Origin of the sequence: Gandjariella thermophila, from assembly GCF_005405885.1 — a bacterium.
Lineage (GTDB): Bacteria > Actinomycetota > Actinomycetes > Mycobacteriales > Pseudonocardiaceae > Gandjariella > Gandjariella thermophila.
Genome location: NZ_BJFL01000003.1, coordinates 307,077 through 332,912, shown reverse-complemented (window position 1 = coordinate 332,912; position 25,836 = coordinate 307,077). Strand labels below are relative to the sequence as shown.

The window sequence follows — 25,836 nt, the reverse complement described above, 5'->3', positions numbered from 1 at the left end:
CGCCGGCCTGGCCGCGTCTGGCAGGCTTGGCCGCGAGTAGCCCCGGGCCGGCAGGGCCCGCGAGAACTCGCGGAGGAAGATCCATGAGCGAGCGAACCCTGGTGTTGCTTCGGCACGGCGAGAGCGTGTGGAACGCCGAGAACCTGTTCACCGGCTGGGTGGACGTGCCGCTGTCGGCGAAGGGGGAGGTCGAGGCCAGGCGGAGCGGCGAGCTGCTCCGTGACGCGCGGTTGCTGCCCGACGTGGTGCACACCTCCGTGCTGCGCCGGGCCATCTCCACCGCGAACATCGCGCTGGACACCGCGGACCGGCACTGGATCCCGGTGCGCCGGGACTGGCGGCTCAACGAGCGGCACTACGGTGCGCTGCAGGGCAAGAACAAGAAGCAGACCCTGGAAACCTACGGCGAAGAGCAGTTCATGCTCTGGCGCCGCTCCTACGACGTCCCGCCGCCGCCCATCGAGGACGGCAGCGAGTTCAGCCAGGACGGCGACCCGCGCTACGCCGACCTCGGCGCCGACCTGCCCCGCACCGAATGCCTCAAGGACGTGGTGGCCCGGCTGCTGCCGTACTGGGACGCGGCGATCGTGCCCGACCTGGCCGCTGGGCGGACCGTGCTGGTCGCCGCGCACGGCAACTCGCTGCGGGCGCTGGTCAAGCACCTCGACGGCGTCTCCGACGAGGCCATCGCCAAGCTGAACATTCCCACCGGCATCCCGCTGCGCTACGACCTGGACGAGAACTTCCGGCCGACCAACCCGGGCGGCACCTACCTCGACCCGGAGGCGGCCGCCGAGGCCATCCAGGCGGTGGCCAACCAGGGCCGCTGACCCACCCACCGCCGCGGCGGCGGGTCGTGGTCCGGTCACGACCGGCTGACCGGAGAGTGAACACTCGCCGAGCCGCGTGGAAACGATGAACGGGGTTGATGTCAGCGCCATCACGGTTGACCCGTGCGGGCTAGGCCATCACGGCCTTTACCTGCTTACCATGCGGCCGTGACCGTTGCAGGACACATCGCCCTGTCAGTCGGCGCGGCGCTGATTGGCGTGGCCCTCGGTTTCCTGCTCGGCCGTTCGGCCGTGCGGCGGGAACGTCATTCCTCGGCCGGTCTCACCATCGCCGACCTCGTCGGACGGATCATCGACTCCTCGCACAACGGCGTGGCCGTGTTGAACCAATTCGGCGACGTGGTGCTACACAACCCGCGGGCGGTGGCCCTGGGCATCGTGCGCAACCAGCGGGTCGACGAGCGGGCCGCCAAGGCCGCGGAGCAGGTGCGGGAAACCGGCGAGGTGGTCCGCGTCGACCTCTCCCCGCTGGAGCGCCTCGGCGGCCGCGGCCCGGAGGCGGTGCTCGGCGACGTCCGGCCGCTCGGCGACGGGTTCACCGTGGTGGACGCCTCGGATGAGTCGGACGCGGTGCGGCTGGAGGCGACCCGGCGGGACTTCGTGGCCAACGTCAGCCACGAGCTGAAGACCCCGGTCGGCGCGCTGGCGCTGCTCGCCGAGGCGATCCTGGACGCCGCCGACGACCCGGAGGAGGTCCGCCGGTTCAGCGGCAAGATCCTGCACGAGGCCACCCGGCTGGGGACGCTGGTCACCGAACTGATCGCGCTGTCCCGGCTGCAGGGCGCGGAGCGGCTGCCCGAGCTGACCACGGTGGACGTGGACGAGGTGGTCAGCGAGGCGCTGGGCCGCTGCCGGCTGGTCGCCGAGCGCACCGGCATCGAGATCGCCACCGACGCCCCGAGCGGGCTGCAGGTGGACGGCGACCAGATGCTGCTGATCACCGCGCTGAGCAACCTCATCGACAACGCGATCGCCTACTCCCCGGACGGCAGCCCGGTGTCCATCAGCCGGCGGCTGGTGGACGGGTTCGTCGAGATCGCGGTGACCGACCGGGGCATCGGCATCGCCCCGGAGCACCAGCAGCGGGTGTTCGAGCGGTTCTTCCGGGTCGACCCGGCGCGCTCCCGGGTCACCGGGGGCACCGGCCTCGGCCTCGCCATCGTCAAGCACGTGGCCGCCAACCACGGCGGGGAGGTGCGGCTGTGGAGCCAGCCGGGCACGGGCTCCACGTTCACCCTGCGGCTACCGGCCCGGACCTCGGGCGCGGGCGTGAACGGGACGAGCGTGCCGGAGCAGGCCGGGCCGGCCGACCGTGGCCGTGCCAGCAAGCCCGTCCCGACTGGGACGGACGGGCAGTCGGGCCGGGCGGCATCCCGCCCGAACGCGCTGCCCGGCTCGAACGGCGCCGTGCGCGCCGACCACGGAGGAGTGTTGTGACCAGGGTGCTGATCGTCGAGGACGAGGAGTCCTTCGCGGACCCGCTGGCCTTTCTGCTGCGCAAGGAGGGGTTCACCGCGGCGGTGGCGGCCAACGGGCAGGAGGCGCTGGACGAGTTCGACCGCAACGGCGCCGACATCGTCCTGCTCGACCTCATGCTGCCGGGGATGAGCGGCACGGACGTGTGCCGCGCGCTGCGCCAGCGGTCCTCCGTGCCGGTGATCATGGTAACCGCCCGGGACAGCGAGATCGACAAGGTGGTCGGCCTGGAACTGGGCGCGGACGACTACGTCACCAAGCCCTACTCGGCACGCGAGCTGATCGCCCGGGTGCGCGCGGTGCTGCGCCGCGGCGGCGAGTCCGAGGAACTGCTGCCGCAGGTGCTCGAGGCCGGGCCGGTGCGGATGGACGTGGAGCGGCACGTGGTCACCGTGGAGGGCGCCGAGGTCAACCTGCCGCTGAAGGAGTTCGACCTGCTGGAGTACCTGCTGCGCAACGTCGGCCGGGTGCTCACCCGTGGCCAGCTCATCGACCGCGTGTGGGGCGCGGACTACGTCGGCGACACCAAGACGCTGGACGTTCACGTGAAGCGGCTGCGGTCGAAGATCGAGCCGGACCCGTCCAACCCGCAGCACCTGGTCACCGTGCGCGGTCTCGGCTACAAGTTCGAGACCTGAGCCCTCCGCAGTCCCGGCCGGCGGCAGTCATGGCCGGGGGACCGAAGCGGGGCCGGGCCACCCCGCCGAGGCCCGCGGCGGCGGGCGTCGGCGACCACCGGGGGCCGCTGGCCCGGTAACGTGCTTGACGTGCGGCTCGGCGTGCTCGACGTGGGTTCCAACACCGTCCACCTGCTGGTGGTGGACGCGCACCGGGGTGCCCACCCGACGCCGATGAGCTCGGAGAAGACCGTGCTGCGGCTGGCCGAGCAGATCAACCGCTCCGGCAAGCTGACAAAGGCGGGTGCCGACCGGCTGGTCCGCACGGTGGCCGAGTTCCGGGAGTCCGCGGCCGACATGGGTTGCGAGGACCTGATGGCGTTCGCCACCTCGGCGATCCGCGAAGCCAGCAACGCCGGCGCGGTGCTCGACCGGGTCCGCGACGAGACCGGGGTCGACCTGCAGGTGCTCTCCGGCGAGGACGAGGCGCGCTACACCTTCCTCGCCGCCCGCCGCTGGTTCGGCTGGTCGGCCGGCCGGCTGCTGGTCGTGGACATCGGCGGCGGCTCGCTGGAGCTGGCCATCGGCATCGACGAGGATCCGGACCTCGCGATCTCGCTGCCGCTCGGCGCCGGCCGGCTGCGGCGCACCCGGTTCCGCAACGACCCGCCGAGCCGCAAGGAGGTCGCCGAGACCACCGAGTGGCTCGACGAGCAGTTGGCCGGCACGGCATTAGCGGTGCGCGAGGCCGGCGCGCCGGATCGCGTGGTGGCCACCTCGAAGACGTTCCGCTCGCTGGCCCGGCTCACCGGCGCGGCGCCGTCCTCCGCCGGGCCGAGGGTGCCCAGGACGCTCACCGACGCCGGGCTGCGCCAGATCACCGCGTTCATCAGCCGGATGTCCGCGGCGGACCTGGCCGAACTGGAGGGGGTCAGCGCGAGCCGGGCGCACCAGCTTGTCGCCGGGGCGCTCGTGGCGGAGGCCACGATGCGGGCGTTGTCATTGAGCCAGGTGGAAATCTGCCCGTGGGCGCTGCGGGAAGGTGTAATCCTGCGGCGTCTGGACCAGACTGACGGATTGGCCGGGACCCCCCGGTCGGACGGCAGCACTGGACGGACTGGCCAGCACGGGGCACGGTGGAAATGATGAGTGGAGAGAGCGGTTCGGAGCGCACCCAGCGCACCGTCGCGGAGTTGCTCGCCCAGTACGGCGGGAAGCCCAGCGCGGGAGGGCAGCGCCGCCGGCGCCGCCGCGCCGAGGGCGACAACCCGGACACCGCCCCGCAAACCATCATCAACCGGGTCCTCTCGGACAGCGGCCGGCTGCTCCCGGTCAACGAGGAGGAGCACCGCAGAGGCGCGCACAGCCCGCACCGCCGCCGCTCGGAGCAACCCCGCCCGCCAGCCCGCTACCAGGACCCGCCCAGCGGCTACACCGAACCAGGCACCGGGTACCACCGCCCCGCGGCGCCACCGGATGAGGCCGATCCCGCCGCCGAGACGCGGTACCTGCCGCCCACCCCCGCCCGTGGCGAGCGCGGTACCGGGTCCCTGGCTGGCCCCACCAGGGAACCCGTCACCGAGCAGATCCCGAGGGTCGCCGCCCCACCGGGCCTGGAGCGCACCCAGTCGATCCCACCGGCCGGTGCGCTCGACCACACCCAGGCCATTCCGCCGGCCGGGTCGATGGACCACACCCAGGCCATCCCGCCCGCCACGGGAGCACTGGAGGAGACCCAGGCGCATCCCGTACTGGAGGACACCCAGGGCCATCCCGGCCCGTACCTGGACGACGACTACGACCGCTACGACGAGCCGCGTTACCCCGGCGGGCCGCCCTCCGGCGAGATCGACCGGTTCGCCGACGAGGAGCCCATCGCCGCGGCCGAGGACTCCGCCGACGCCGAGACCGGCGCCGAACCGGAGGCGGAGCGGTCACCGGGCAAGGAGTGGCTGGTCATGGTGGGCCAGCTGGCCGCGGGCGTGGTCGGCGGCGCGGTGCTGTGGCTGGTCTTCGAGTGGCTGTGGCGTACCCTGCCGGCCGCCGCCCTGGGCGTCGCGGTCGCCGTGACCGTGGGGCTGGTGCTGATCGTCCGCCGCATCCGCAGGGCCGACGACCTGCAGACCACGGTGCTCGCCGTGCTGGTCGGCCTGGTCGTCACCGTGTCACCGGCCGCGTTGCTGCTCGTGGGCCAGTGAACGCGCGCATCCCCGTCGGGTTGTCCACCGCCTCCGTGTGGCCGCAGCCGGCCGAGGCGGCCTTCGCGCTGGCCGCCGAGCTCGGCTACGACGGCGTCGAGGTGATGGTCTGGGCCGACCCGGTCAGCCAGGACGTGCCGGCGCTGCGCCGGCTGTCGCACCGCTACCACGTGCCGGTGCTCGCGGTGCACGCGCCCTGCCTGCTGATCACCCAGCGGGTCTGGTCGCCGGACCCGGTGGTGCGGTTGCGCCGCAGCGTGTCCGCGGCCAAGGCACTGGGTGCCCGCACCGTGGTGCTGCATCCCCCGTTCCGCTGGCAGCGCCGCTACGCCGAGCGGTTCGCCGCGCTGGTGCGCGCCCTGGAGGCGAGCAGCGGCCTGGCCATCGCGGTGGAGAACATGTTCCCGGTGCGCCCGCTGGGCCGCGGCCGGCAGGTGCAGGTGTCCGCGTTCCGGCCGTCCATCGACCCGACCGACATCGGACTGCCGCACTACACCCTGGACCTCTCGCACACCGCGGCCGCGCACATGGACGCCCTGGAGATGGCCAAACGGATGGGCGACGGGCTGACCCACATCCACCTCGCCGACGGCAACGGCGCCTCGAAGGACGAGCACCTGGTGCCCGGCCGGGGCAGCCAGCCGTGCGCCGAGGTGTGCCAGCAACTCGCCCGAAACTCCTTCCGCGGGCAGGTGGTGCTGGAGGTGAACACCCGGCGTGCCCGGCAGACCGACGAGCGGGCCAGCATGCTCGCCGAGGCGCTGCTGTTCGCCCGGCTGCACCTTGATCTCGCCTGAAGCCGTACAGTTCCCGCCGTGAACCCGCTGCGCACGTTGATCCTCGCCGCCGCGGACAACGCCACGGTGAAGCAGGTGCTCGCCACCGCGCCGGTGAGCCGCGCGGTGGTTCGCCGGTTCGTCGCCGGGGAGACCACCCCGGACGCGGTGCGGGCGACCGGCGAGCTGGTCGGTGAAGGTCTCGCGGTGACCCTCGACTACCTCGGCGAGCACACCACCGACCGGGCACTGGCCGAAGAGACGGTGCGGTCCTACCTCCAGCTGCTGGACGCGCTGCACGCGGCAGCCCTCTCCGACCGCGCCGAGGTGAGCCTCAAGCTCTCCGCCGTCGGTCAGGAGTTCGACGAGAAGCTGGCGCTGGACAACGCCTCCCGGGTGTGTGCGGCGGCGGAGCAGTGCGGCACCACGGTCACCCTGGACATGGAGGACCACAACACCACCGAGTCCACCCTGCGGGTGCTCGCCGAGCTGCGGCGCACCTGGCCGTCGGTGGGCGTGGCGCTGCAGGCCTACCTGCGCCGCACCCTGGACGACTGCCGGGAGCTGGCCACCGCCGGCTCCCGGGTGCGGCTGTGCAAGGGCGCCTACGCCGAACCCGAGGCGGTGGCCTACTTCGGGCGGCACGAGGTCGACCGGAACTTCGTGCGCTGCGCCAACGTGCTGCTGGCCGGAGCGGGCTACCCGATGTTCGCCACGCACGACCCGGTGTTGATCCGGATCATCGCCGAGCGGGCCCGCTGGTACGACCGCAGGCCCGGCAGCTTCGAGTACCAGATGCTCTACGGCGTGCGGCCGGAGGAGCAACGCCGGCTGTCGCTGTCCGGCCACACGGTGCGCGTCTACGTGCCATACGGCGTGCAGTGGTATGGCTATCTCATGCGGCGGCTCGCGGAACGACCAGCCAACATGGCCTTTTTCCTGCGCGCGGTGGCGGGGCGCTCGTGACCGAGCGAACCTCCACCGTCGTCCACCCCTTCCCGGTCGCCTGCGCGGTGCGCCCGCTCGGCGACGGCAGCTTCGCGAGCGACCTGCCGGTTGACTGGACGGTCGGCAGCAAGCCGCACGGCGGCTACCTGATCGCCCTGCTCACCCGGGCCGGCCTGCAGGCGGCCGGCGGTGAGGGCACGGCCACCGACCCGGTCGCGGTGAGCGCGCAGTTCCTCAACGCGCCCGCGGTGGGCCCGGCGCTGGTGCACACCGAGGTGCGCAAGGCCGGCCGCACCACCACGGTGGTGTTCGCCCAGCTCGAGCAGCGCGGCCGGAGCTGCGTGGAGGCGATGGTCACGCTCAGCCGGCTGCCCGCCGACCGCCCGGCCTGGGCCGACCTGCCCGACATGCCGGCCGAGCCGCCGGTGCACGCGGTCGACCTGGCCACGCTGCCCAGCGCGGACGTGTTCCGGCTCTCCGGCCCGTGCGAGGTCCGGCTGGACCCGAGCGGCGCCGGGTTCCTGGAGGGCCGGGTCGGCGACCCGCTGCGGCTGCGGCTGTGGGTGCGGCCCCGCGACGACCAGCCGGACACGCTGTTCTCGCTGGTCGCCGGGGACGTGTCGATGCCGGTGACGTTCAACCTCGGCCGGTTCGGCTGGTCGCCCACCGTGCAGCTCACCGCGCTGCTGCGCGGCCGCCCGGCGCCCGGCTGGCTACGCGTGCAGGTGGAGTCACGCGCGGTGCACGGCCAGTGGTTCGACGAGGACGCCACGGTGATCGACTCGACCGGCCGGCTGGTCTGCCAGTGCCGGCAGCTCGCGCTGAGCGCCGTCGCCCCGTTCAACCGCCCCCGCGAACGCTCCTGACCGCTGGGGTACGTGCCTCGGCGGTACCCTCTGCCGCCTCGGCGGGAGTACGTACCTCGGCGGTACCCTCTGCCGCCTCGGCGGGAGTACGTACCTCGGCGGTCTGGCAGGCTTGGGAGCCATGAAGACCATCGGTGTGCTGGGTGCTGGCAAGATCGGCGAGGCGTTGCTGTCCGGGCTGCTTCACGGCGGCTACAGCCCGGACGACCTGGTGTTCACCGAGCGGTACCCGGAGCGGGCGGCCGAGCTGACCAAGCGCTACGGGGTGCGGGCGGTGGACGTGCGCACCGCGGCCGAGTGGGCGGACGTGCTCGTGGTCGCGGTCAAGCCGCAGGACATCGAACCACTGCTGGACGAGCTGGCGCCCGCGATCAGCCACCACACGCTGGTCGTCACGCTGTGCGCCGGCCTGCCCACCGCGCTGTTCGAGCGGCGGCTGCCCGAGGGCACCTCGGTGGTGCGGGTGATGCCGAACACGCCGATGCTGGTCGGCCAGGCGATGAGCGCGATCTCGCCCGGCCAGCACGCGGTGCCCGCCGACCTGGCCTTCGTCGAGGAGTTGATGTCGCACGTCGGCAAGGTGGTGCGGGTGCCCGAATCGCAGCAGGACGCGGTCACCGCGCTGTCCGGCTCCGGCCCGGCGTACTTCTTTTACCTGGTCGAGGCCATGATCGACGCGGGCATCCTGCTCGGCCTGCCGCGCGCGGTGGCGGCGCAGTTGATCATCCAGTCGGCGGTGGGCGCGGCCACCATGCTGGCCGAGTCGGGCGAGCACCCCGTCACCCTGCGCGAGGCGGTGACCTCGCCGGGCGGCACCACCATCTCGGCGATCAAGGAACTGGAGAAGCACGGCGTGCGGGCCGCGTTGCTGTCCGCCATCGAGGCGGCCCGGGACCGCTCGGTGGAACTGGGTCGCGCGCACCAGCCGGAGTGAACCGGTCCCGACCACCGTCATCCTGGCGCGTGCCACCACGCCCGGGCCGCGGCTCCTCCGGACCGGTCGGTGACCGGCACCCGAACGGCGGTGACCGGCGCGTCTGTCCGGGTAGAGCTACGGCGCCGGAAGGGTAGCTGAGTGTCGCAGGGGCCTCGGGAGTCCCGCTACGCTCGAGAAAGCACGTGCGTGTCCGTTCCGCCGGAGGGGAAGCCGGCGGCGCGACACGTGTCGAAGGACGCGGTGATACATGCCGGCGGAAAAGAGGGAGACGGACCACCCAGATCTGCCCCAGGTGCAGTTCCTCACGGTCGCCGAGGTGGCCGCGCTGATGCGCGTGTCCAAGATGACCGTGTACCGCCTGGTGCACTCGGGGGAACTGCCCGCCGTCCGGGTGGGCAAGTCCTTTCGGGTGCCGGAGAAGGCGGTTCACGAGTACCTGCGGAACGCCTACTTCGACGCGGGGTAGGGACGGGATGGTTCCGACGAGTACCGACTCGCCCTGGCGCGAGCCGGCCCTCGGCCGGTCCGGACGGGCCGGCCGAGGGCCCACGCCGTCCAGGTAAGGTGAGGGGCCGTTCCGTGCCGCTGCCCGATCGGATGATTGGCAGCCCGGCGCGCCAAGCCTGAAGCACCAACCACGACAGCTAAGGATCCCGCATGGGCTCTGTCATCAAGAAGCGCCGCAAGCGCATGTCCAAGAAGAAGCACCGCAAGCTGCTGCGGAAGACCCGCGTCCAGCGCCGCAAGCTGAAGAAGTAGGCGCCGCAACGACGCCCGCACCACCGTCCGGGGCTGCGGGCGTCTCGCGTGTTGGGAGAGTCCCGTCCGGCGTGGGTCGCCCGGAACGGGCACCCGTGGGGACTGGCCACCACGTGGGAAACGATCCACGTGATTGGATCCGTCCACTCCGATCGGGTGACAATTCCGGGTGACCACCCCGCTAAACCTTCGTGACAGGGGTTAACAGCTCGTGTGGCCGGGCAACGAAAGGGACGTTCCGCGGGTAGCATCGGGCGTCACCCAACGTGCACAGGGGGTCGCATGGCGCCCAGGGTCGTTCTCGTCACCGGGGTCAGCAGGTTCCTCGGCGGCTACCTCGCCGCTCGGCTGGCTGGCAACCCGGACGTCGAGCGGGTACTCGGCGTGGACACCGTGCCGCCGTCCCGGGACCTGCTGCGCAGGATGGGACGGGCGGAGTTCGTCCGGGCCGACATCCGCAACCCGCTGATCGCCAAGGTCATCTCCACCGCCAGGGTGGACACCGTGGTGCACGCCTCGGTCACGGCCAACCCCGCCGGGCCGAGTGGGCGCACCACGCTGAAAGAGATGAACGTCATCGGCACCATGCAGCTGCTGGCCGCGTGCCAGAAGTCGCCGCTGGTGCGCAAGCTCGTGGTCAAGTCGACCACCGCGGTGTACGGGGCCAGCCCGCGCGATCCCGCGGTGTTCTCCGAGGAGATGGGCCCGAAGGACCTGCCGTCCAGCGGGTACGCCAAGGACGCCGTCGAGGTGGAGGGCTACGTGCGCGGCTTCGGCCGGCGCCGGCCCGACGTGCAGATCACCACGCTGCGCTTCGCCAACTTCATCGGCCCGCGCATCGACACGGTGATGACCCGCTACTTCTCCCTGCCGATCGTGCCGACCGTGCTCGGCTACGACGCCAGGGTGCAGTTGCTGCACGCCGAGGACGCGCTGGCCATCCTGGAGCGGGCCACCCTGCACGACCTGCCCGGCGTGTTCAACGCCGGCGGCGACGGCGTTCTCATGCTCTCCCAGGCGATCCGCCGCGCCGGCCGCATCCCGCTGCCGGTGCCCAGCCTGATGGTGCCCACGGTGGGCACGGTGATCCGCAGTGCCCGGCTGGTGGACTTCTCCCCGGACCAGATGCGTTTCCTCAACTTCGGTCGGGTCGTTGACACCACGCGGCTCAAGCAGGAGTTCGGTCTGACGCCGCGGTGGACGACCCGGGAGGCGTTCGACGACTTCGTGAACGGTCGCGGGTTGTGCCCGTTCATCGATCCGGACCGGGTGGCCGCGGTCGAGCGGGAAATCCTCGACATGGCCGCGAAGCTGCGATGAGGAGGTGAGGGAGGTGGCTGCCATGCCCGACGCACGCGTCATCCCGTTGCATGGGCCGGAGCACTCGCTCCCACCCGTCGCGGGACGCCCCGGCGACCGGGGCGCCGAGCCGGCCGCCCACCGGGGGCGGGCACCCGGCGACGAGTTCGCCGAGCTGGGCGAGGGCATCCCGGACTGGGAGAAGCAACTCGCCGACCTGCTCGCGTTCCTGCGCCGGCGGATCAGCGGCGACTACGAGGTGGACGAGTTCGGCTTCGACGTCGAACTCAACGACAACGTACTGCTGCCGCTGCTGGCCCCGCTGTACGACAAGTGGTTCCGGGTGGAGACCATCGGCATGCACAACGTGCCCGCCGACGGCGGTGCGCTGCTGGTGGCCAACCACTCCGGCACCATCCCGCTGGACGCGCTGATCACCGGGTACGCCGTGCACGAGCACCATCCGGGGCACCGGCACCTGCGCATGCTCGGCGCGGACCTGGTTTTCCGGCTGCCCGTGCTCGGCCCGCTGGCCCGCAAGGCCGGGCACACCCTGGCGTGCAACCCGGACGCCGAGCGGCTGCTGCGCTCCGGCGAACTCGCCGGGGTGTGGCCGGAGGGGTTCAAGGGCATCGGCAAGCCGTACCGGGACCGGTACAAGCTGCAGCGCTTCGGCCGCGGCGGGTTCGTCTCCGCGGCGCTGCGCACCGGCGCGCCGATCATCCCGTGCGCCATCGTCGGCGCCGAGGAGATCTATCCGAAGATCGGTGACATCAAGCCGCTGGCCCGGCTGTTCGGCTTCCCGTACTTCCCGGTGACGCCGCTGTTCCCGTGGTTCGGCCTGATCGGCATGGTGCCGCTGCCGTCCAAGTGGTACATCGAGTTCGGCGAGCCGATCCGCACCGACACCTTCGAAGCGGGCGCGGCGGACGACCCGATGCTGGTGTTCAACCTGACTGACCAGGTGCGCGAGACAATCCAGCAGACCCTGTACCGGCTGCTCACCCAGCGCCGCAACGTGTTCCTGGGCTGACCCGGGCTAGCTGCGGTCGCGGCGGCGGTAGGCCATGCCCGCCGCGACCGCGCCGGCCAGCGCGCCGGCGCCGAGCACCGACGGCACGCCGATCCGGGCGGCCTTGCGCCCGGTGCGGAAGTCGCGGATCTCCCAGCCGCGTGCCCTGGCCTCGTCGCGCAGCCCGGCGTCCGGGTTGACCGCGACCGCGGTGCCCACCACGGACAGCATGGGCACGTCGTTGATCGAGTCCGAGTACGCGGTGCAGCGGCGCAGGTCCAGCCCCTCCCGGGCGGCGAGTGCGCGCACCGCGTGCGCCTTCGCTCTGCCGTGCAGCATGTCGCCGACCAGCCGTCCGGTGTAGACGCCGTCGACGCTCTCCGCGACCGTGCCCAGCGCCCCGGTGAGCCCCAGCCGGCGGGCGATGATCTGGGCCAGTTCCACCGGCGTCGCGGTGACCAGCCACACCCGCTGGCCGGCGTCCAGGTGCATCTGGGCCAGCGCGCGGGTGCCGGACCAGATCCGGTCGGCCATCAGCTCGTCGTAGATCTCCTCGCCGAGCTGGACCAGTTGCTCGACGCTGCGGCCGGCCACGAAGGACAGTGCCTGCTCCCGGCTGGACCGGATGCTGTCGTGGCTCTCCTTGCCGGCCACCCGGAACTTGACCTGCTGCCAGGCGAAGGCGGCCAGGTCGGAGGTGGTGAAGTACTTGCGCGCGGCCAGCCCGCGGGCGAAGTGGAAGATCGACGCGCCCATCATCATCGTGTTGTCCACGTCGAAGAAGGCGGCCGCGGTGAGGTCGGTGGGCACGGCCAGCGAGGCGTCCAGGTCGGGCAGCGCGGCGAGCGCCGTCGAGGCTACCGCGGCCTGCGCCGAAGCCTCGCCGGCCAGTTCGGCGAGCCGCTCCCGCTCCACGCCGTTACCTTCGCTCTGCCGTCGCAACACGGCCGCGCCTCCCGGTCCGGTAGCTGCCGCTGCCATCCGCCACAGCGTAGCGACCGAAGAGCTCCTGGCCAGGACGCCGAGCGGTTGATGTGACCGGGTTGGTGGCCAGCGGCCGCCCGCCCGGCACAGCGGTACGCAGCGCCGCCGGCCTGCCCGCCGGCCCCGCCGTCCGACCCACGATCAGCCGCCGAGCAGTCCGGGAAGCAGCGAGGGCAGCGGCGGGACGCGGATCGGCACCGACGGTGCCGGCGCGGTGGACGGCGTGGCCGTGGCCGGGCCGCCGGCCGTCGGCTGCGGCACGGAGAGTCCGGGCAGCGGGAGCAGGTTGCCGGGCGGGTGCTCGCCACCCGAGGGCGCCGGTGCCGGCGCCGGCGGGATGGCGGCCGGTGCCCCGGCCGAACCCGCCGGAGCGCCGCTCCTGGCGCCACCCGGCCCGGCCGACGAGGTGACGCCGGCGGTGGTGGGCCGGGGGGTGCACGGGTCGGCGGCCGGCAGCGGGCCGAGGTCGTCGCTGGTCCCCGAGGTGACGGTCAGGCAGCGCGTGCGGGCGAGCAGCACGGCGACCCGGTCGCGGATCCGGTCCAGCAGCGCCAGCGAGTTCGCCGACCTGGTCGCCGCCAGGGCCGGCAGTTCGGCGCGCACCGCGTCCAGCCGCTGGGCCTGCGCGTTCGCCCAGTCCCGCAGGGAGGCGAGCACGGTGTCGTCGCCGTTGGTGCCGGAGGCGGCCAGTTCCCTGGCCCCGGCCGCGCTGTCCGCCTCGAAGTCGGCCAGCACCCCCAGGTAGCGGTTGGCCTGCTCGGCGCCCGAGGCGTTGTCCCTGGTCACCATGGTCTGGATCTCGTCGAGCCGGGATGAGGCGAAGCCGAGGTGCCGGCGTCCCTTCGCCGCGTCGCCGAAGCTCAGGCCGAGCGAGGCGGTTTCGGCGGTGCGCTTGACCCAGTACAGGGAGTCACCGGGCAGCGCGTCGCGGGAGAGCAGCAGGCTGGTGGCGCCGAGGGAGAGCACCAGGCAGAGCGCCGCGGCGAGGGCGACGAGCAGCCGGCCCCGCGTTCTTGCGTAAGCGTCGTCCCTGCTCGGCGGCCGGCGCCGGGAGGAATGCTTGCCGTGGCTGGCCCGGCCGGCCCGGCCCTGGCGGCAGGCGGTGGTCGGCGGAAGCGGTGCCCGGGACGGCGGGCGCTCGGCCAGCCCGTCGAGCACCCGCTGGCGGATGCGGCCGCGCGCCTCCGGGTCCGGTCCCGCGGTGGCGGCGGCTCTTCGCAGCAGCCCGACCAGGGCGAGTTCGCCGGCGAGCACCTCGTCGACCGGGCCGGGCGGTGGGGTAACCGGATGACGGTCGAGCGACCCGCCGTCCTCCGGCAGGGCCTCGACCGCGCGGGCGAACTGTTCGCTTCGCCCGAGGCGCCTCCTGAATCCCGTCAACTCCCGCACCGCCTCATCGATCCTGCACCGAGCAACGAGCCGTTTCGTACCTGGTTACGCACAGCACCGTCACCCGGCAGTGTGTTGTCACGAGCGTCACTGCCGGTTGTCAGCGCTCGCCACGCCGCCTCCCGGCGCCGCCTCAGGCGCCGACCCCCGTGGCGCGCCGTGATGGGCGCGTCTGGCTACGGACCGACCACGATGTCGGCCCGTAGCCCGGTGGAGCGGTCGTCAGCGCAGCTCCGCCGGTAGCAGCTGGGCCAGCCGGCGAACCGCCCGATGCTGCAACGCCTTGATCGCTCCCTCGTTGCGCCCCATCAGGCTCGCCGTCTCGGCCACGGAGAGTCCCTGCAGGAAACGCAGCACGATGCATTCTCGCTGGTCATTGTTGAGCATGGTGACGCAGCGCAGCAACTCCGAGTACGTCGCCTCATTCAGCACCTCCTGCTCCGGGCCCGCGGTCACCTCGCTGTTGTCGTCCAGTTCGGAGGTGGTGACCTCCAGCCGGTAGCGGGAGGACTTCACGTGGTCGAGCACGATGTTGCGGGCGATGGTGATGAACCACGCGCCCACGTCCCGGCCCTGGTAGCTGACCGAGGTGATGCGGCGCAGCGCGCGGAGGAAGGTCTCGCTGGTGACGTCCTCGGCGAGGTTGCGGTCGCCGACGCGGAACAGCACGTACCGGTAGACCGAGTCCACGTACCGGTCGTAGAGCAGCCCGAACGCGTCGGTGTCGCCGTCCTGCGCGGCGGTGACCAGCCGCCACGCCTCGTCGTGGGCCGGATCGGTCACCTCGACCGGCGGGGTGACCCGGTCGTCGTTCGAACGGTGGGCGTGCTCGGCTGCGTTCGGGTGTGCCGGGGTGGTCATCAGGCTGCGACACCTCCCCGATCCGTGCGCGTCCACCGGGCGCCCAGCAGGGCCCCGCGGTACCCGTACCGTACGCAGCCTGGTGACCAGGACGAACCCACTGGTCGGGGCATGCGCCACTCCCTCGTCCTTCGCGCCTGGCGGTCGCGCCTCCAGCCGGGGGCGTGGTGCAGCATACGGGTTGTTACTACGTAGTAGGTAGCTGCCCGTGGTTTGACGGGGCGAAGAGCACGGATTCGGTGCGCCTCGAGGGTGCCGCGTGCCACACTCGCGGCGAGCCGCAACCTGCATTGCTGTGCCGGGCCGCCCCCGTCGACCAGGAGGTTTCCGGATGACCGATGCCGGCAGCGCCGCCGCCCGCAACGTCGCCGACCTGGTCCGGTCGGCCGCCCGGCGCTCGCCCGATCAGCCGGCGCTGATCGAGGCGACCAGCGGGCGCGGTTACTCCTGGAGCGAGGTGGACCGGGCGGTCGATGCCGAGGCCCGCCGGCTGGCCGTGCGCGGCGCCCAACCGGGCGACCGGGTGGCCGTCCGGCTGCCCAACCGGCCCGAGTTCTGCGTGGCCGCGCTCGGCGCGCTGCGCGCCGGCTGCGTGGCCATGCCGATCGGCCCGGGCATGACCGCGCGGGAGACCGGGCGGATCCTCACGGAGAGCGGCGCCCGGCTGCTGGTCGGCGAGACCGACCCGGCCACCGGCGCGGCCGGGGTGACGGTGCTCGACCCGCCCGCACTGGATGTCGGCGAGCAACCCGAGGTCGCCGCCGGGACCGGCGGTGAGGACCTCGCCGTGCTGGTCTACACGTCCGGGGCGTCCGGCGTGCCGCGCGGCGTGATGCTGTCCCACCGGGCGCTGCTGGCCAACCTGGAGCAGTGCGCCGCGCTGCGTCCCGCCCCGGTGACCGCGGCCGACCGGGTGCTGCTCGCGCTGCCGCTGTTCCACGCCTACGGCCTCGGCCCAGGGCTGCTGCAGGTCTGCCACGCCGGGGCGTGCGCGGTGCTGCTGGACCGGTTCGAGCCGGCCGCCGCGCTCGCCGCGATCGAGCGGCACCTGGTCACCACCGTGATCGGCGTGCCGACCATGTACCGGGCACTGCTGCAACTGCCGACCGAGCGGCTGCACGCCGGGCTGGCCACGGTGCGGCTGTTCACCTCCGGGGCGGCGCCGTTGCCGCCGGAGGTGCTGGACGGCATCCGCGAGGTCACCGGCCTGGGCGTGTACGAGGGTTACGGGCTGTCCGAGACCGGTCCGGTGCTGACCACCACGCTGGCCGGCGGCCAACCCAAGCCGGGTTCGGTGGGCCGGCCCGTGCCGGGCGTGGAGCTGCGCCTGGTGGACGCCGCCGGCGAGCCGCTGGAGGACCTGGCGGAACTGGTCGACGAGGACGAACTCGGCGAGGAACCGGGCGGTACCGGGCTGGTCTCGGTGCGCGGCCGGAACCTGTTCAGCGGGTACTGGCCGGACGGTCACGGCGGTCCGGACGCGGACGGCTGGTTCAGCACCGGCGACGTTGGCTACCTCGACGCCGACGGCGACCTGCACCTCGTCGACCGGCTCAACGACCTGATCATCGTCAGCGGGTTCAACGTCTACCCGCGCGAGGTGGAGCAGGTGCTGTGCGAACTGCCCGAGGTGGCCGAGGCCGCCGCGGTCGCCGTGCCGGACGAGCGCACCGGGGAGTCGGTCAAGGCGGTGATCGTGCTGCGGGACGGCGCCTCGCTGACCGAGGAGGCGGTGGTCGCGCACTGCGCCGAGCGGCTGGCCAAGTTCAAGGTGCCCACCGCGGTGGAGTTCGCCTCGGCGCTGCCGCACACCCCCACCGGCAAGCTGGCCCGCCGCCGGCTGCGCACCGCGTAGCGGCAGGATGGTGGGTTGGCCGACTGAGGAGGGAGCGCGGTGTCGTCACACCACGTCACGCTGATCACCCGGGCGGAGTGCCACTCCTGCGAGCAGGCCGCGGCCGACCTGCGGCGGATCTGCGGGGAGTTGGGCGTGCCGTGGTCCACCGAGGACGTGGACGCCGACCCTGAACTGCGCGCCGAGTACGGCGACCGGGTCCCGGTGATCTTGGTCGACGGCGTCGAGCACGGCTACTGGTCGGTCGAGGAGGGCCGGCTGCGCCGGGCCCTCGCCGAGTGACGCGCACCGAGGCTGATCAGTTTCGCCAGGTACACCCGGGACTGTGCCGCTCGTTACGCGGCCGTCGTGCGACTTTGTGCCTGCGTTCACAAGCGGCTACCGTGTTCCCATCACACCGCCCGGGGCACTCGTGGAGCCTATCCGACTCCGCCGCGCGCGGGCGGATTCGATGCGAGTCGGTGTCGACGAGGAGAACAAGCGTGGTGGCAGAGCCAGGCCAGGGTGACGAGGTCGTGACCACCCCGGCCGAGCCCCCCGCCGTGCCGCACCCGGCCGATGAGCCCGCCGTGCGCGAGCGGGCGAGGGCGATCCCGGAGGCCGCCGTCGCCCGCCTGGCGATCTACCTGCGGGCCCTGACCGAGCTGTCCGAGCAGGGTGTCGGCACGGTGTCCAGCGAGGAACTGTCCATCGCGGCCGGGGTGAACTCCGCCAAGCTGCGCAAGGACCTGTCCTACATCGGGTCCTACGGCACCCGCGGCGTGGGCTACGACGTCGGCGTGCTGATCGGCCAGGTGGAGCGGATCCTCGGGCTCACCCGCAACCACAGCGTCGCGGTGGTCGGAATCGGTAACCTGGGACATGCGCTGGCGAACTACAACGGTTTCCCCGGCCGCGGCTTTCCGGTGACGGCGCTGTTCGACGTGGACCCTGACCTGATCGGGGTACCGGTCGGCGGCATCCCGGTGGACCACATCGACGACATCCCGCAGGTCGTCGCCGATCGGGACATCACCATCGGCGTGATCGCCACGCCGCCGTCGGCCGCGCAGGAGGTCTGCGACCGTTTGGTCTCGGCCGGCGTGCAATGCATCCTGAACTTCGCACCCGTCGTGCTCCAGGTTCCGGACCACGTCGAGGTGCGCAAGGTGGACCTGGCAGTGGAGATGCAGATCCTGTCCTTCCACGTTGCCCGCCGGGCCGACGAGGGGTCGACGGAGTCGACAGCGGCCGGGCCGGACGGCGCGGTGAACGGGACCGGCATGTCGGAAGTGGACGGGATGGTGATGCGCCCGTGAGCCAGCGGGGCGTGCGGTCCCTGGAGCCAATGCGTCGGTCCGGCCGCGGCTGGCAAGGAGACCACAGCGTGGAACCGCTCGCGGACAGGGGGGCGGCCGCGTGAACCTGCTGGTCGTCGGCATCTCCCACCGCACGGCACCGGTACGCGTGCTGGAGCGGGTCGCGGTGTCCGGAGCGGATCTTCCCAAGGTTCTGGACGAGTTGCTCGCCTGCGACAACATCTCCGAGGCGATGCTGCTGTCCACCTGCAACCGCGTCGAGGTCTACGCCGTCGTCGAGGCGTTCCACGGCGGTCTCGGTGACGTCTCCGACGTGCTGGCCCGGCATGCCGGCGCGGATGTGATGGATCTCGCCGAGTATTTCTCCGTGCACTACGCGGCGGCCGCGGTGGAGCACCTGTTCTCGGTGGCCGCCGGGCTGGACTCGATGGTGGTCGGCGAGCCGCAGATCCTCGGCCAGCTTCGCGCCGCCTACACCGACGCCGACGCCGCCGGCACGGTCGGCCGCGCCATGCACGACCTGGCCCGGCACGCGCTCCGGGTGGGCAAGCGGGTGCACAGCGAGACCGACATCGACCACGCGGGGACATCGGTGGTCGCCGAGGCGCTCGCCGACGCCGACGGCGTGCTCGGCGGCCTGACCGGCCGGCGGGCGCTGATCGTCGGCGCCGGTTCGATGGGCGGCCTGGCCGTGGCGCACCTGCGCCGCGCCGGTATCGGCGAGGTGTTGATCGCCAACCGGACCGCGGCCAACGGCGAGCGGCTGGCCGAGTCACTGCGCGCCGAGGGCGTGCCGGCCAGCGCGGTGGACCTGGCCGACCTCTCCGGCCACATCGGCGCCGCCGACCTGCTGTTCTGCTGCACCGGCGCGGCCGAAACCGTGGTCGGCGCGGACGTGGTGGAGCGGGCCCTCGCCGGCCGAGCCGCGGACCGCCCGCTGGCGGTCTGCGACCTCGGGCTGCCCCGGGACGTCGACGAGAGCGTCGCCGAACTGCCCGGTGTCACCCTGATCGACCTGCGTACCCTGCAGCAGCGGCTGCGCGGCGAGCCGGACGGCGGCGGCGCTGAGCTGGCCACCCGGCCGGCGATCGAGCGGGCCACCGCGATCGTCGCCGAGGAGGTCCGCGCCTTCCTCGCCGGCCAGCGCTCGGCCGAGGTCACGCCGACGGTGACCGCGCTGCGCAAGCGGGCCGCCGAGGTGGTCGACGCCGAACTGCTGCGCCTTTCGTCCCGGCTGCCCGAGGTGGACCCCAAGGTCCGCGAGGAGCTGGCCAGGACGGTGCGCCGGGTGGTGGACAAGCTGCTGCACACCCCGACCGTGCGGGTCAAGGAGCTTGCCTCGGCGCCGGGCGGGGCCAGCTACGCGGACGCGCTGCGCGAGCTGTTCGGCCTCGACCCGCAGGCGCCCGCGGCGGTGAGCACGCCCCGCACCGTGCGGGACGACGAGACACCCGTGGAGGATGACGACCGGTGAACCGCACCCTGCGGATCGGCACCCGGGGAAGCGCACTCGCGCTCGCGCAGACCGGCACCGTGGCCGACGCGCTGGAGCGCGCCGGTGTCGACGTGGAGATCGTCACGGTCTCCACTCCCGGCGACCGCTCCACCAAGCCGATCACCGAGATCGGCGTCGGCGTGTTCACCTCGGCGCTGCGCGACGCGCTGGCCGACGGCCGGGTGGACGTCGCGGTGCACTCCTATAAGGACCTGCCCACCGCGCCGGACCGGCGACTGGTCATCGCCGCGGTGCCGCCCCGGGAGGACCCGAGGGACGTGCTGGTCGCCCGGGACGGGCTCACCCTGGGCGAGCTGCCCGCCGGCTCCCGGGTGGGCACCGGCTCGCCCCGGCGCAAGGCCCAGCTCGACGCCCTCGGCCTCGGCCTTTCGGTGGTCGGCGTACGCGGCAACATCGACACCCGGATCCGCAGGGTCGCCGAGGGCGAGCTGGACGCCGTGGTGCTGGCCCGCGCCGGCCTGGCCCGCACCGGCCGGCTCGCCGATGCCACCGAGGTGCTCGACCCGCTCCAGATGCTTCCCGCGCCCGCGCAGGGCGCGCTCGCCGTGGAGTGCCGGATCGACGATGTTGACACCGAACATCTGCTCCGGTCCACTTTGGATGATCAGGCCAGCCGAGCGGCGGTTGCCGCCGAGCGCGCCCTGCTGGCGGCGCTCGAGGCGGGTTGCAGCGCACCCGTCGGCGCGCTGGCCGATGTGGTGGAAGACCTCGCGGACGACGGCTCCGGCGTGGTCATCCGGCTGTCGTTGCGAGGGGTCGCCGCGACCTACGCGACCGAAACGCGCGACGCGGCCGGGGGCGACGTGGCGCTTCTCCGCGCGTCGGCCACCGGTGACTTGACCGCAGCGGAGCGGCTCGGCCGGCAGGTGGCGGCCGAACTGCTCGACCTCGGGGCCGCGGCGGTGCCCGGCCCCGGGGCCTAGATGGATGGGGAGTGCCCTGATGACCCGTGCAGCGAAGACGCCAGGACGCGTCGCCTTCGTGGGCTCCGGCCCCGGCGACGCCGGGCTGCTCACCGTCCGGGCCCGCGAGTTGCTCACCAGGGCCGAGCTGGTGGTGACCGACCCGGACGTGCCGGCCGACGTGGTCGCGCTCGTCCCGGAGGGTGTCGAGGTTCGTCCCGCGGTCGGCGACCCCGCCGACGTGGCCAGGGACCTGGCCGGTGAGGCCAAGTCCGGGCGCGAGGTGGTCCGGCTGGTCGCCGGCGACCCGCTGACCCAGGACGCGGTGGTCCGCGAGGCCGAGGCGGTGTCCACCCTCGCGGTGGCCTTCGACGTGGTGCCGGGGGTGCCCGCCGGCACCGCCGTGCCCGCCTACGCGGGCGTGGCGCTCGGCGCGGTGCACACCGAGGCCGACGTGCGGGCTGGAGTGGACTGGGCCGGCCTGGCCGCGGCGTCCGGCACCCTGGTGCTACACGCCACCGGCAGCCACCTCGCCGAGGCGGCGTCCGCGCTGGTCGAGCACGGGGTCGCGGCGCAGACCCCGGTCGCGGTCACGGTCGAGGGCACCGGCGCCAACCAGCGCACCATCGACACCAAGCTGGCGTCGCTGGCCGCGGACGCCGGCGAGCTGTCCGGTCCGCTGGTGGTCACCGTCGGCGCCACGGTCGCCGGGCGGCAGAAGCTGTCGTGGTGGGAGTCCCGCGCGCTGTACGGGTGGAAGGTGCTGGTGCCGCGCACCAAGGAGCAGGCCGGCGCGATGAGCGAGCGGCTGCGCGCGCACGGGGCCATCCCGGTCGAGGTGCCGACCATCTCCGTCGAGCCGCCGCGCAGCCCGGCGCAGATGGAGCGGGCGGTCAAGGGCCTGGTCGACGGCCGCTACCAGTGGGTGGTGTTCACCTCCACCAACGCGGTCCGCGCGGTATGGGAGAAGTTCAAGGAGTTCGGCCTGGACGCCAGGGCCTTCTCCGGCGTGAAGATCGCCTGCGTGGGCGAGTCCACCGCGGAGAAGGTGCGCTCCTTCGGCATCAACCCGGAGCTGGTGCCCTCCGGCGAGCAGTCCAGCGAGGGCCTGCTCGCCGACTTCCCGCCGCACGACGACGTGCTCGACCCGGTGGACCGGGTGCTGCTGCCGCGCGCGGACATCGCCACCGAGACGCTGGCCGCCGGTCTGCGCGAGCGCGGCTGGGAGATCGACGACGTGACCGCGTACCGCACGGTGCGCGCCGCGCCGCCGCCCGCCGAGACCCGCGAGATGATCAAGACCGGCGGGTTCGACGCGGTGTGCTTCACCTCGTCCTCCACGGTGCGCAACCTGGTCGGCATCGCCGGCAAGCCGCACGCCCGCACGCTGGTCGCCTGCATCGGCCCGAAGACCGCGGAGACCGCGCGCGAGTTCGGCCTGCGGGTGGACGTGCAGCCGGACCTGGCGCAGGTGCCCGCGCTGGTGGACGCGCTTGCCGAGCACGCCGCCCGGCTGCGCGCCGAGGGCGCCCTGCCGCCGCCAAGGAAGACGAAGCGGGCCCGCCGCTCGTGACGTTCCGACCGCGGCGCGCGTTGACAACGATGAGACCCGTGCGCCCGCCGGTGGCGGGCGCACGGGTGCTTTCCCGACGCTGACGCTTTCGCGAAGGCTTTCCCGAAGGGAGGGAGCACCGTGTTCCCCACCCACCGGCCACGCCGGCTACGCCGCACCCCGGCGCTGCGCCGGCTGGTCAGCGAGACCACCGTGGCGCCGAGGCAGCTTGTGCTGCCGATGTTCGTCCGGGAGGGCGCGACCGAGCCGGCGCCGATCTCGTCGATGCCCGGCGTGGTGCAGCACACCAGGGACTCGCTGCGCAAGGCCGCCGTGGAGGCGGTGGACGCCGGCGTCGGCGGGCTGATGCTGTTCGGCGTGCCCGCCCACCGGGACGCCGTGGGCAGCGGCGCCACCGACCCGGACGGCGTGCTCAACGTGGCCCTGCGCGACCTGCGCGAGGAACTGGGCGACGCCACCGTGCTGATGTCCGACTGCTGCCTGGACGAGTTCACCGACCACGGCCACTGCGGCGTGCTCGCCCCGGACGGCACCGTGGACAACGACGCCACCCTGGCCCGCTACGGGGACATGGCGGTGGCCCAGGCCGAGTCGGGCGCCCACCTGATCGGGCCGAGCGGGATGATGGACGGCCAGATCGGCGCGATCCGCGAGGCGCTGGACGCCGCCGGGCACACCGGCGCCGGGCTGCTGGCCTACTCGGCCAAGTACGCCTCGGCGTTCTTCGGCCCGTTCCGCGAGGCGGTGGACTCCCAGCTCAAGGGCGACCGCCGCACCTACCAGCAGGACCCGGCCAACGCCAGGGAGGCGCTCCGGGAGACCGAACTGGACCTCGCCGAGGGCGCCGACCTGGTGATGGTCAAGCCCGGCCTGCCCTACCTGGACGTGCTGCGCGCGGTGGCCGAGATGTCGCCGGTCCCGGTGGCCAGCTACCAGGTGTCCGGCGAGTACGCGATGATCGAGGCGGCGGTCGCGAACGGCTGGCTGGACCGCCGGCTCACCGTGCTGGAGTCGCTGACCTCGCTGCGCCGCGCCGGTGCCGACGTGATCCTCACCTACTGGGCGGTGGACGCCGCCCGCTGGCTGGCCTCCGGCTGAGCCACGGGAAACGCGCGCCGATGGATGTGATGAACCGGCCGGAGGATCGACCGGGGGTCGCCGCGCCGCCCCGCCCGGTGGTGGTGTCGCGGTGGCTGTGGATCGGCGGCGCGGTGCTGTCCGCCGGCCGCTCGGTGGTCCGGCTCGCCGACCGTCGCGCGCTGGTGGACGACCTGACGCAGGCCGTGCCCCAACTCGGCCAGGACGAGGTGGACGCCGCCGTGTCCGGCACGGTGCTGCTCGGCCTGCTGCTCTGCGCGCTTGTGCTCGGCGGGTACGTGCTGCTGGCCAACCGGATGGCGCGCGGGGCGAACTGGGCGCGGATCGTGCTCGGCGTGTTCGGCGGCGCCAGCGTGCTGTTCGGCGCGGTCGGCCTGGCCGCCTTCGGCGCGGGCGTGACCACCGACCTCGGCTTCCAGTTCGGCGCGCTGGACGTCGTGGTGGGCGTGGCCGGCCTGCTGCTCGACGCCGCCGCGCTGACCCTGATGTTCGTGCCGGCGGCCGCTGGGTACTTCCAGCGCCGCCCGGGCCCGCTCCGCTGACCCGGAAGCCGCACCCGCGCCCGGCCGCGCGGTTGTGGGCAGGATGAGCCGATGAGCGACACGGTCGACCCGGACAACGCGGCGCCCGACGAGCCGGAGGGCACTGGGGACGCGGAACCCGCCGAGGACGCCCCCCTGGCGCTGCGCGGCGCCGTCGGCGTTTGGCTGGCCCTGGCCATCTTCGGCCTGGCCAACGCCGGCTACCTGTGGCTGCTGCGGGACAGCGTGCGCCGGCTGCTGATCGAGCAGCAGCATGTGCGGCCGGACGACGCGCCGGGGCTGACCCACCAACTCCTGGTGGACAACACCGTCACCGCGGTGCTGCTCGCCGTGGTCTACGCCGCGTTGGCCGTGCTGCTGCGCACCGGGCGGTCCTGGGCCCGGCTCGGCCTCACCGCGGTGGCCGGCCTGCACCTCGCGCTCACCCTGGTCGCCGGCGGCCGGACCGTGCAGAACGTGCTGGTCGCCGTGCTGATCCTGGCCGGCCTGCTGCTCACCTGGCGGGGCACCACCTCGCGCTGGCTGGCCGAGCGGCGGGCCGGCTGACGGCGGCGGGAGTGGAAACCGCGCCGGCTCGGGTGATGGACTGGGCCGGGCCGCGCGCGACGAACCCAGTCAGCCGAGGAAGGACCAGGATGAGTACCCCGACCGCATCCGACGAGCCGCAGCCCACGCTGTACACCGAGCGCGGATCCACCTGGTGGCCGGTGCTGTGGGGGCCGGCGTTCGCACTGATCGGCCTGGGTGCCGAGGTGGTGGCCGGGGCGCCGCACGTGGCCGGCTGGCTGCTCGTCGGCCTGGCGCTCGCGGTGGCCGCCGCGGTCTGGGTGAATGCCCGGTCCAAGGTGTACGCGGTCCGGCTCACCCCGGTCGCCCTGCGGCAGGGTCGGGAGGAGTTGCCGGTGGCCCGAGTGGCCGAGGTGGACGACGTCGGCGCGCCGGTGGGCGCCAGGGTGCTCGGCGGTGGCTGGGCGCCGCCGCGCGGCACCACCGCGCTGCCGGTGCGGCTGGACGACGGCAGCGTGGTGCTCGCCTGGGCCAGGGATGTGGACGCGCTGCGCGAGGCGCTGCGCCCGCTGGTCCGGACGTGAGAGGCTGAACGGCCGTGACCGGTCCGCATTATCCGGCTGATCCACCGGCGAGCACCGCCAGCGTGGACGAACGGCCCGCGCCCAGGTCGGTGCGCGTCGGGTCGCGCCGCATCACGCTGCACCACCCGTGGCGGATGTTCCGGGTGCTCGGCGACGCCGTGCTCGCGGTGCTGGCCGTGGCGGCCGCGGTGTGGTGCTGGCGGCAGGGCGTGGTGACGATCCACTATCCGGCCGCGGACGGGCTGCCCGCCGAGGACTCGACCCGCTACCTCGGCAACTGGATGACCGGGGCGGTCGCCCTCGGCACGCTCGCCGCACTGCTGGTCGTGGACGCGGTGCGCCAACTCGTGCTCGCGGTGCGCATCGGCCCCGACCGGTTTCCCGGCTGACCCGCGGTCCCTTCCGGCGATCTCTTCGGCGAGCCGCTGCCCGTTTTTGTCCGAATGCCGCCGTCTCCCGCGCCGGATCCGTCCGCGGGGTCAAGCTCGTCGACGCCGTCGAGCACGCCCCCGCCGCCCACCCGTCCGAGACGACCTCGCCGTCCAGCTACGCGGACGGGCCCAGCTGCCAGCCGGCGGTGGACCAGGTCGCGGACGACCAGAACCCGACGGCGAGCGACGTCCAGACGCTGACCAAGGCCGAAAGCTCGTTGACCGCCGTGCTCAACCAGGTGGTGCAGCAGGCAGGCGCCGCGTCGGCGCCGGCGGGATCGTCGTCCGGGTCGGCGGGCTCGTCCTCGGTCGGCCGCGGCGGCACCCCGCCGACGGTCGGCGGCGCCGGCTCGGCGTCCCATGGCGGCAGCGGCCAGCCCGCGACGGCCGCCAGCATCGCCGCCGACCAGGCGGCCGTGGACGCGGCCAACGCGGAACTGCTCGCCGCGCGGCAGAACCTGGCCACAGCCACGCTGACCAGCCCGATCTCCGGCACCGCCGCGCAGATCGGTCGCCTCCGCACGCACCGGCTCTGCTCCCCGGCGTAATCCGCCGAG

28 protein-coding genes are annotated in these 25,836 nt (G+C 73.3%); 25 read left to right on the top strand and 3 right to left on the bottom strand.

Translation table 11 applies throughout. The annotated features are described in order from the left end of the window. Window positions 1-83 precede the first annotated feature (83 nt). The 13 genes from FFT21_RS05510 (at window position 84) to FFT21_RS05450 (ending at window position 11,760) form a co-directional block, all read left to right on the top strand. Complete coding sequence (locus FFT21_RS05510; RefSeq protein ID WP_137812637.1) at window positions 84-830, top strand: phosphoglyceromutase; 747 nt, start codon at window positions 84-86, stop codon at window positions 828-830. Window positions 831-998: 168 nt separating this feature from the next. Beyond that, a complete protein-coding gene (locus FFT21_RS05505; protein ID WP_225978102.1) occupies window positions 999-2,288 on the top strand; it encodes a sensor histidine kinase in 1,290 nt (429 codons plus the stop codon). Then, window positions 2,285-2,965, top strand: a complete 681-nt coding sequence (locus tag FFT21_RS05500; RefSeq protein WP_137812636.1) for a response regulator — start codon at window positions 2,285-2,287, stop codon at window positions 2,963-2,965. The genes FFT21_RS05505 and FFT21_RS05500 overlap by 4 nt, the downstream gene beginning before the upstream one ends. A gap of 129 nt (window positions 2,966-3,094) precedes the next feature. Then, complete coding sequence (locus FFT21_RS05495) at window positions 3,095-4,090, top strand: Ppx/GppA family phosphatase (protein ID WP_137812635.1); 996 nt, start codon at window positions 3,095-3,097, stop codon at window positions 4,088-4,090. Next, on the top strand, window positions 4,090-5,142 hold the full coding sequence (locus FFT21_RS05490) for an Rv0497 family membrane protein (protein ID WP_137812634.1): 1,053 nt from the start codon (window positions 4,090-4,092) through the stop codon (window positions 5,140-5,142). Before FFT21_RS05495 ends, FFT21_RS05490 begins: the two co-directional genes overlap by 1 nt. Before the next feature lie 20 nt (window positions 5,143-5,162). Continuing rightward, complete coding sequence (locus tag FFT21_RS05485; protein WP_371856716.1) at window positions 5,163-5,939, top strand: sugar phosphate isomerase/epimerase family protein; 777 nt, start codon at window positions 5,163-5,165, stop codon at window positions 5,937-5,939. Between the two features lie 18 nt (window positions 5,940-5,957). Then, entirely contained in the window at window positions 5,958-6,884 is a 927-nt protein-coding gene (locus FFT21_RS05480) for a proline dehydrogenase family protein (RefSeq protein WP_137812632.1), read from the top strand. Continuing rightward, a complete protein-coding gene (locus tag FFT21_RS05475; protein ID WP_225978101.1) occupies window positions 6,881-7,732 on the top strand; it encodes a thioesterase family protein in 852 nt (283 codons plus the stop codon). Before FFT21_RS05480 ends, FFT21_RS05475 begins: the two co-directional genes overlap by 4 nt. A gap of 121 nt (window positions 7,733-7,853) precedes the next feature. Next, complete coding sequence (gene proC / locus FFT21_RS05470; protein ID WP_137812631.1) at window positions 7,854-8,666, top strand: pyrroline-5-carboxylate reductase; 813 nt, start codon at window positions 7,854-7,856, stop codon at window positions 8,664-8,666. A 250-nt stretch (window positions 8,667-8,916) separates the two neighbouring features. Further along, entirely contained in the window at window positions 8,917-9,135 is a 219-nt protein-coding gene (locus tag FFT21_RS05465) for a helix-turn-helix domain-containing protein (RefSeq protein ID WP_137812630.1), read from the top strand. Window positions 9,136-9,326: 191 nt separating this feature from the next. Then, window positions 9,327-9,428, top strand: a complete 102-nt coding sequence (locus FFT21_RS05460; RefSeq protein ID WP_018684825.1) for a 30S ribosomal protein bS22 — start codon at window positions 9,327-9,329, stop codon at window positions 9,426-9,428. A 282-nt stretch (window positions 9,429-9,710) separates the two neighbouring features. Continuing rightward, a complete protein-coding gene (locus FFT21_RS05455) occupies window positions 9,711-10,748 on the top strand; it encodes an NAD-dependent epimerase/dehydratase family protein (RefSeq protein ID WP_137812629.1) in 1,038 nt (345 codons plus the stop codon). Between the two features lie 22 nt (window positions 10,749-10,770). Beyond that, the gene (locus FFT21_RS05450) at window positions 10,771-11,760 is read left to right on the top strand and encodes a lysophospholipid acyltransferase family protein (protein WP_137812628.1); all 990 of its coding nucleotides are present in this window, start codon (window positions 10,771-10,773) and stop codon (window positions 11,758-11,760) included. Window positions 11,761-11,766: 6 nt separating this feature from the next. On the opposite strand, the gene FFT21_RS05445 is transcribed toward FFT21_RS05450, so the two are convergent. From FFT21_RS05445 to FFT21_RS05435, 3 genes are all read right to left on the bottom strand, one after another. Continuing rightward, entirely contained in the window at window positions 11,767-12,720 is a 954-nt protein-coding gene (locus FFT21_RS05445; protein ID WP_137812627.1) for an HAD family hydrolase, read from the bottom strand. A gap of 144 nt (window positions 12,721-12,864) precedes the next feature. Next, window positions 12,865-14,103, bottom strand: a complete 1,239-nt coding sequence (locus FFT21_RS05440; RefSeq protein ID WP_137812626.1) for a DUF5667 domain-containing protein — start codon at window positions 14,101-14,103, stop codon at window positions 12,865-12,867. 231 nt (window positions 14,104-14,334) lie between these two features. Further along, on the bottom strand, window positions 14,335-14,976 hold the full coding sequence (locus FFT21_RS05435; RefSeq protein ID WP_371856723.1) for a sigma-70 family RNA polymerase sigma factor: 642 nt from the start codon (window positions 14,974-14,976) through the stop codon (window positions 14,335-14,337). 328 nt (window positions 14,977-15,304) lie between these two features. Here FFT21_RS05435 and FFT21_RS05430 point away from each other — a divergent pair, with 328 nt between their 5' ends. The 12 genes from FFT21_RS05430 to FFT21_RS05375 all read left to right on the top strand — a co-directional run bounded on the left by FFT21_RS05430 (window position 15,305) and on the right by FFT21_RS05375 (window position 25,827). After that, window positions 15,305-16,828 carry an AMP-binding protein gene (locus FFT21_RS05430; RefSeq protein ID WP_137812624.1) on the top strand — a complete coding sequence of 508 codons (1,524 nt, stop codon included), beginning with the start codon at window positions 15,305-15,307 and terminating at the stop codon, window positions 16,826-16,828. A gap of 39 nt (window positions 16,829-16,867) precedes the next feature. Further along, the gene (locus FFT21_RS05425) at window positions 16,868-17,110 is read left to right on the top strand and encodes a glutaredoxin family protein (RefSeq protein ID WP_137812623.1); all 243 of its coding nucleotides are present in this window, start codon (window positions 16,868-16,870) and stop codon (window positions 17,108-17,110) included. A 200-nt stretch (window positions 17,111-17,310) separates the two neighbouring features. Beyond that, the gene (locus FFT21_RS05420) at window positions 17,311-18,126 is read left to right on the top strand and encodes a redox-sensing transcriptional repressor Rex (RefSeq protein WP_137812622.1); all 816 of its coding nucleotides are present in this window, start codon (window positions 17,311-17,313) and stop codon (window positions 18,124-18,126) included. Between the two features lie 100 nt (window positions 18,127-18,226). Further along, window positions 18,227-19,600 (top strand): glutamyl-tRNA reductase, encoded by a 1,374-nt coding sequence (locus tag FFT21_RS05415; RefSeq protein WP_137812621.1) that lies wholly within the window; start codon window positions 18,227-18,229, stop codon window positions 19,598-19,600. Then, complete coding sequence (gene hemC / locus FFT21_RS05410; protein ID WP_137812620.1) at window positions 19,597-20,565, top strand: hydroxymethylbilane synthase; 969 nt, start codon at window positions 19,597-19,599, stop codon at window positions 20,563-20,565. The genes FFT21_RS05415 and hemC overlap by 4 nt, the downstream gene beginning before the upstream one ends. 19 nt (window positions 20,566-20,584) lie before the next feature. Further along, a complete protein-coding gene (locus tag FFT21_RS05405) occupies window positions 20,585-22,117 on the top strand; it encodes a bifunctional uroporphyrinogen-III C-methyltransferase/uroporphyrinogen-III synthase (RefSeq protein ID WP_137812619.1) in 1,533 nt (510 codons plus the stop codon). Window positions 22,118-22,237: 120 nt separating this feature from the next. Then, window positions 22,238-23,215 carry a porphobilinogen synthase gene (gene hemB / locus FFT21_RS05400; RefSeq protein WP_137812618.1) on the top strand — a complete coding sequence of 326 codons (978 nt, stop codon included), beginning with the start codon at window positions 22,238-22,240 and terminating at the stop codon, window positions 23,213-23,215. Between the two features lie 29 nt (window positions 23,216-23,244). Further along, on the top strand, window positions 23,245-23,757 hold the full coding sequence (locus tag FFT21_RS05395) for a hypothetical protein (RefSeq protein ID WP_137812617.1): 513 nt from the start codon (window positions 23,245-23,247) through the stop codon (window positions 23,755-23,757). A gap of 51 nt (window positions 23,758-23,808) precedes the next feature. Beyond that, window positions 23,809-24,303, top strand: coding sequence for a hypothetical protein (locus FFT21_RS05390; protein WP_137812616.1), 495 nt, complete (start codon window positions 23,809-23,811; stop codon window positions 24,301-24,303). An 89-nt stretch (window positions 24,304-24,392) separates the two neighbouring features. Further along, window positions 24,393-24,848: a transport-regulating membrane protein Mce1N gene (mce1N, locus tag FFT21_RS05385; protein WP_137812615.1), complete on the top strand. Its 456-nt coding sequence runs from the start codon at window positions 24,393-24,395 to the stop codon at window positions 24,846-24,848. Window positions 24,849-24,862: 14 nt separating this feature from the next. After that, on the top strand, window positions 24,863-25,237 hold the full coding sequence (locus FFT21_RS05380) for a hypothetical protein (protein ID WP_137812614.1): 375 nt from the start codon (window positions 24,863-24,865) through the stop codon (window positions 25,235-25,237). 188 nt (window positions 25,238-25,425) lie between these two features. Continuing rightward, window positions 25,426-25,827: a hypothetical protein gene (locus tag FFT21_RS05375; protein ID WP_137812613.1), complete on the top strand. Its 402-nt coding sequence runs from the start codon at window positions 25,426-25,428 to the stop codon at window positions 25,825-25,827. Window positions 25,828-25,836: the final 9 nt, after the last annotated feature.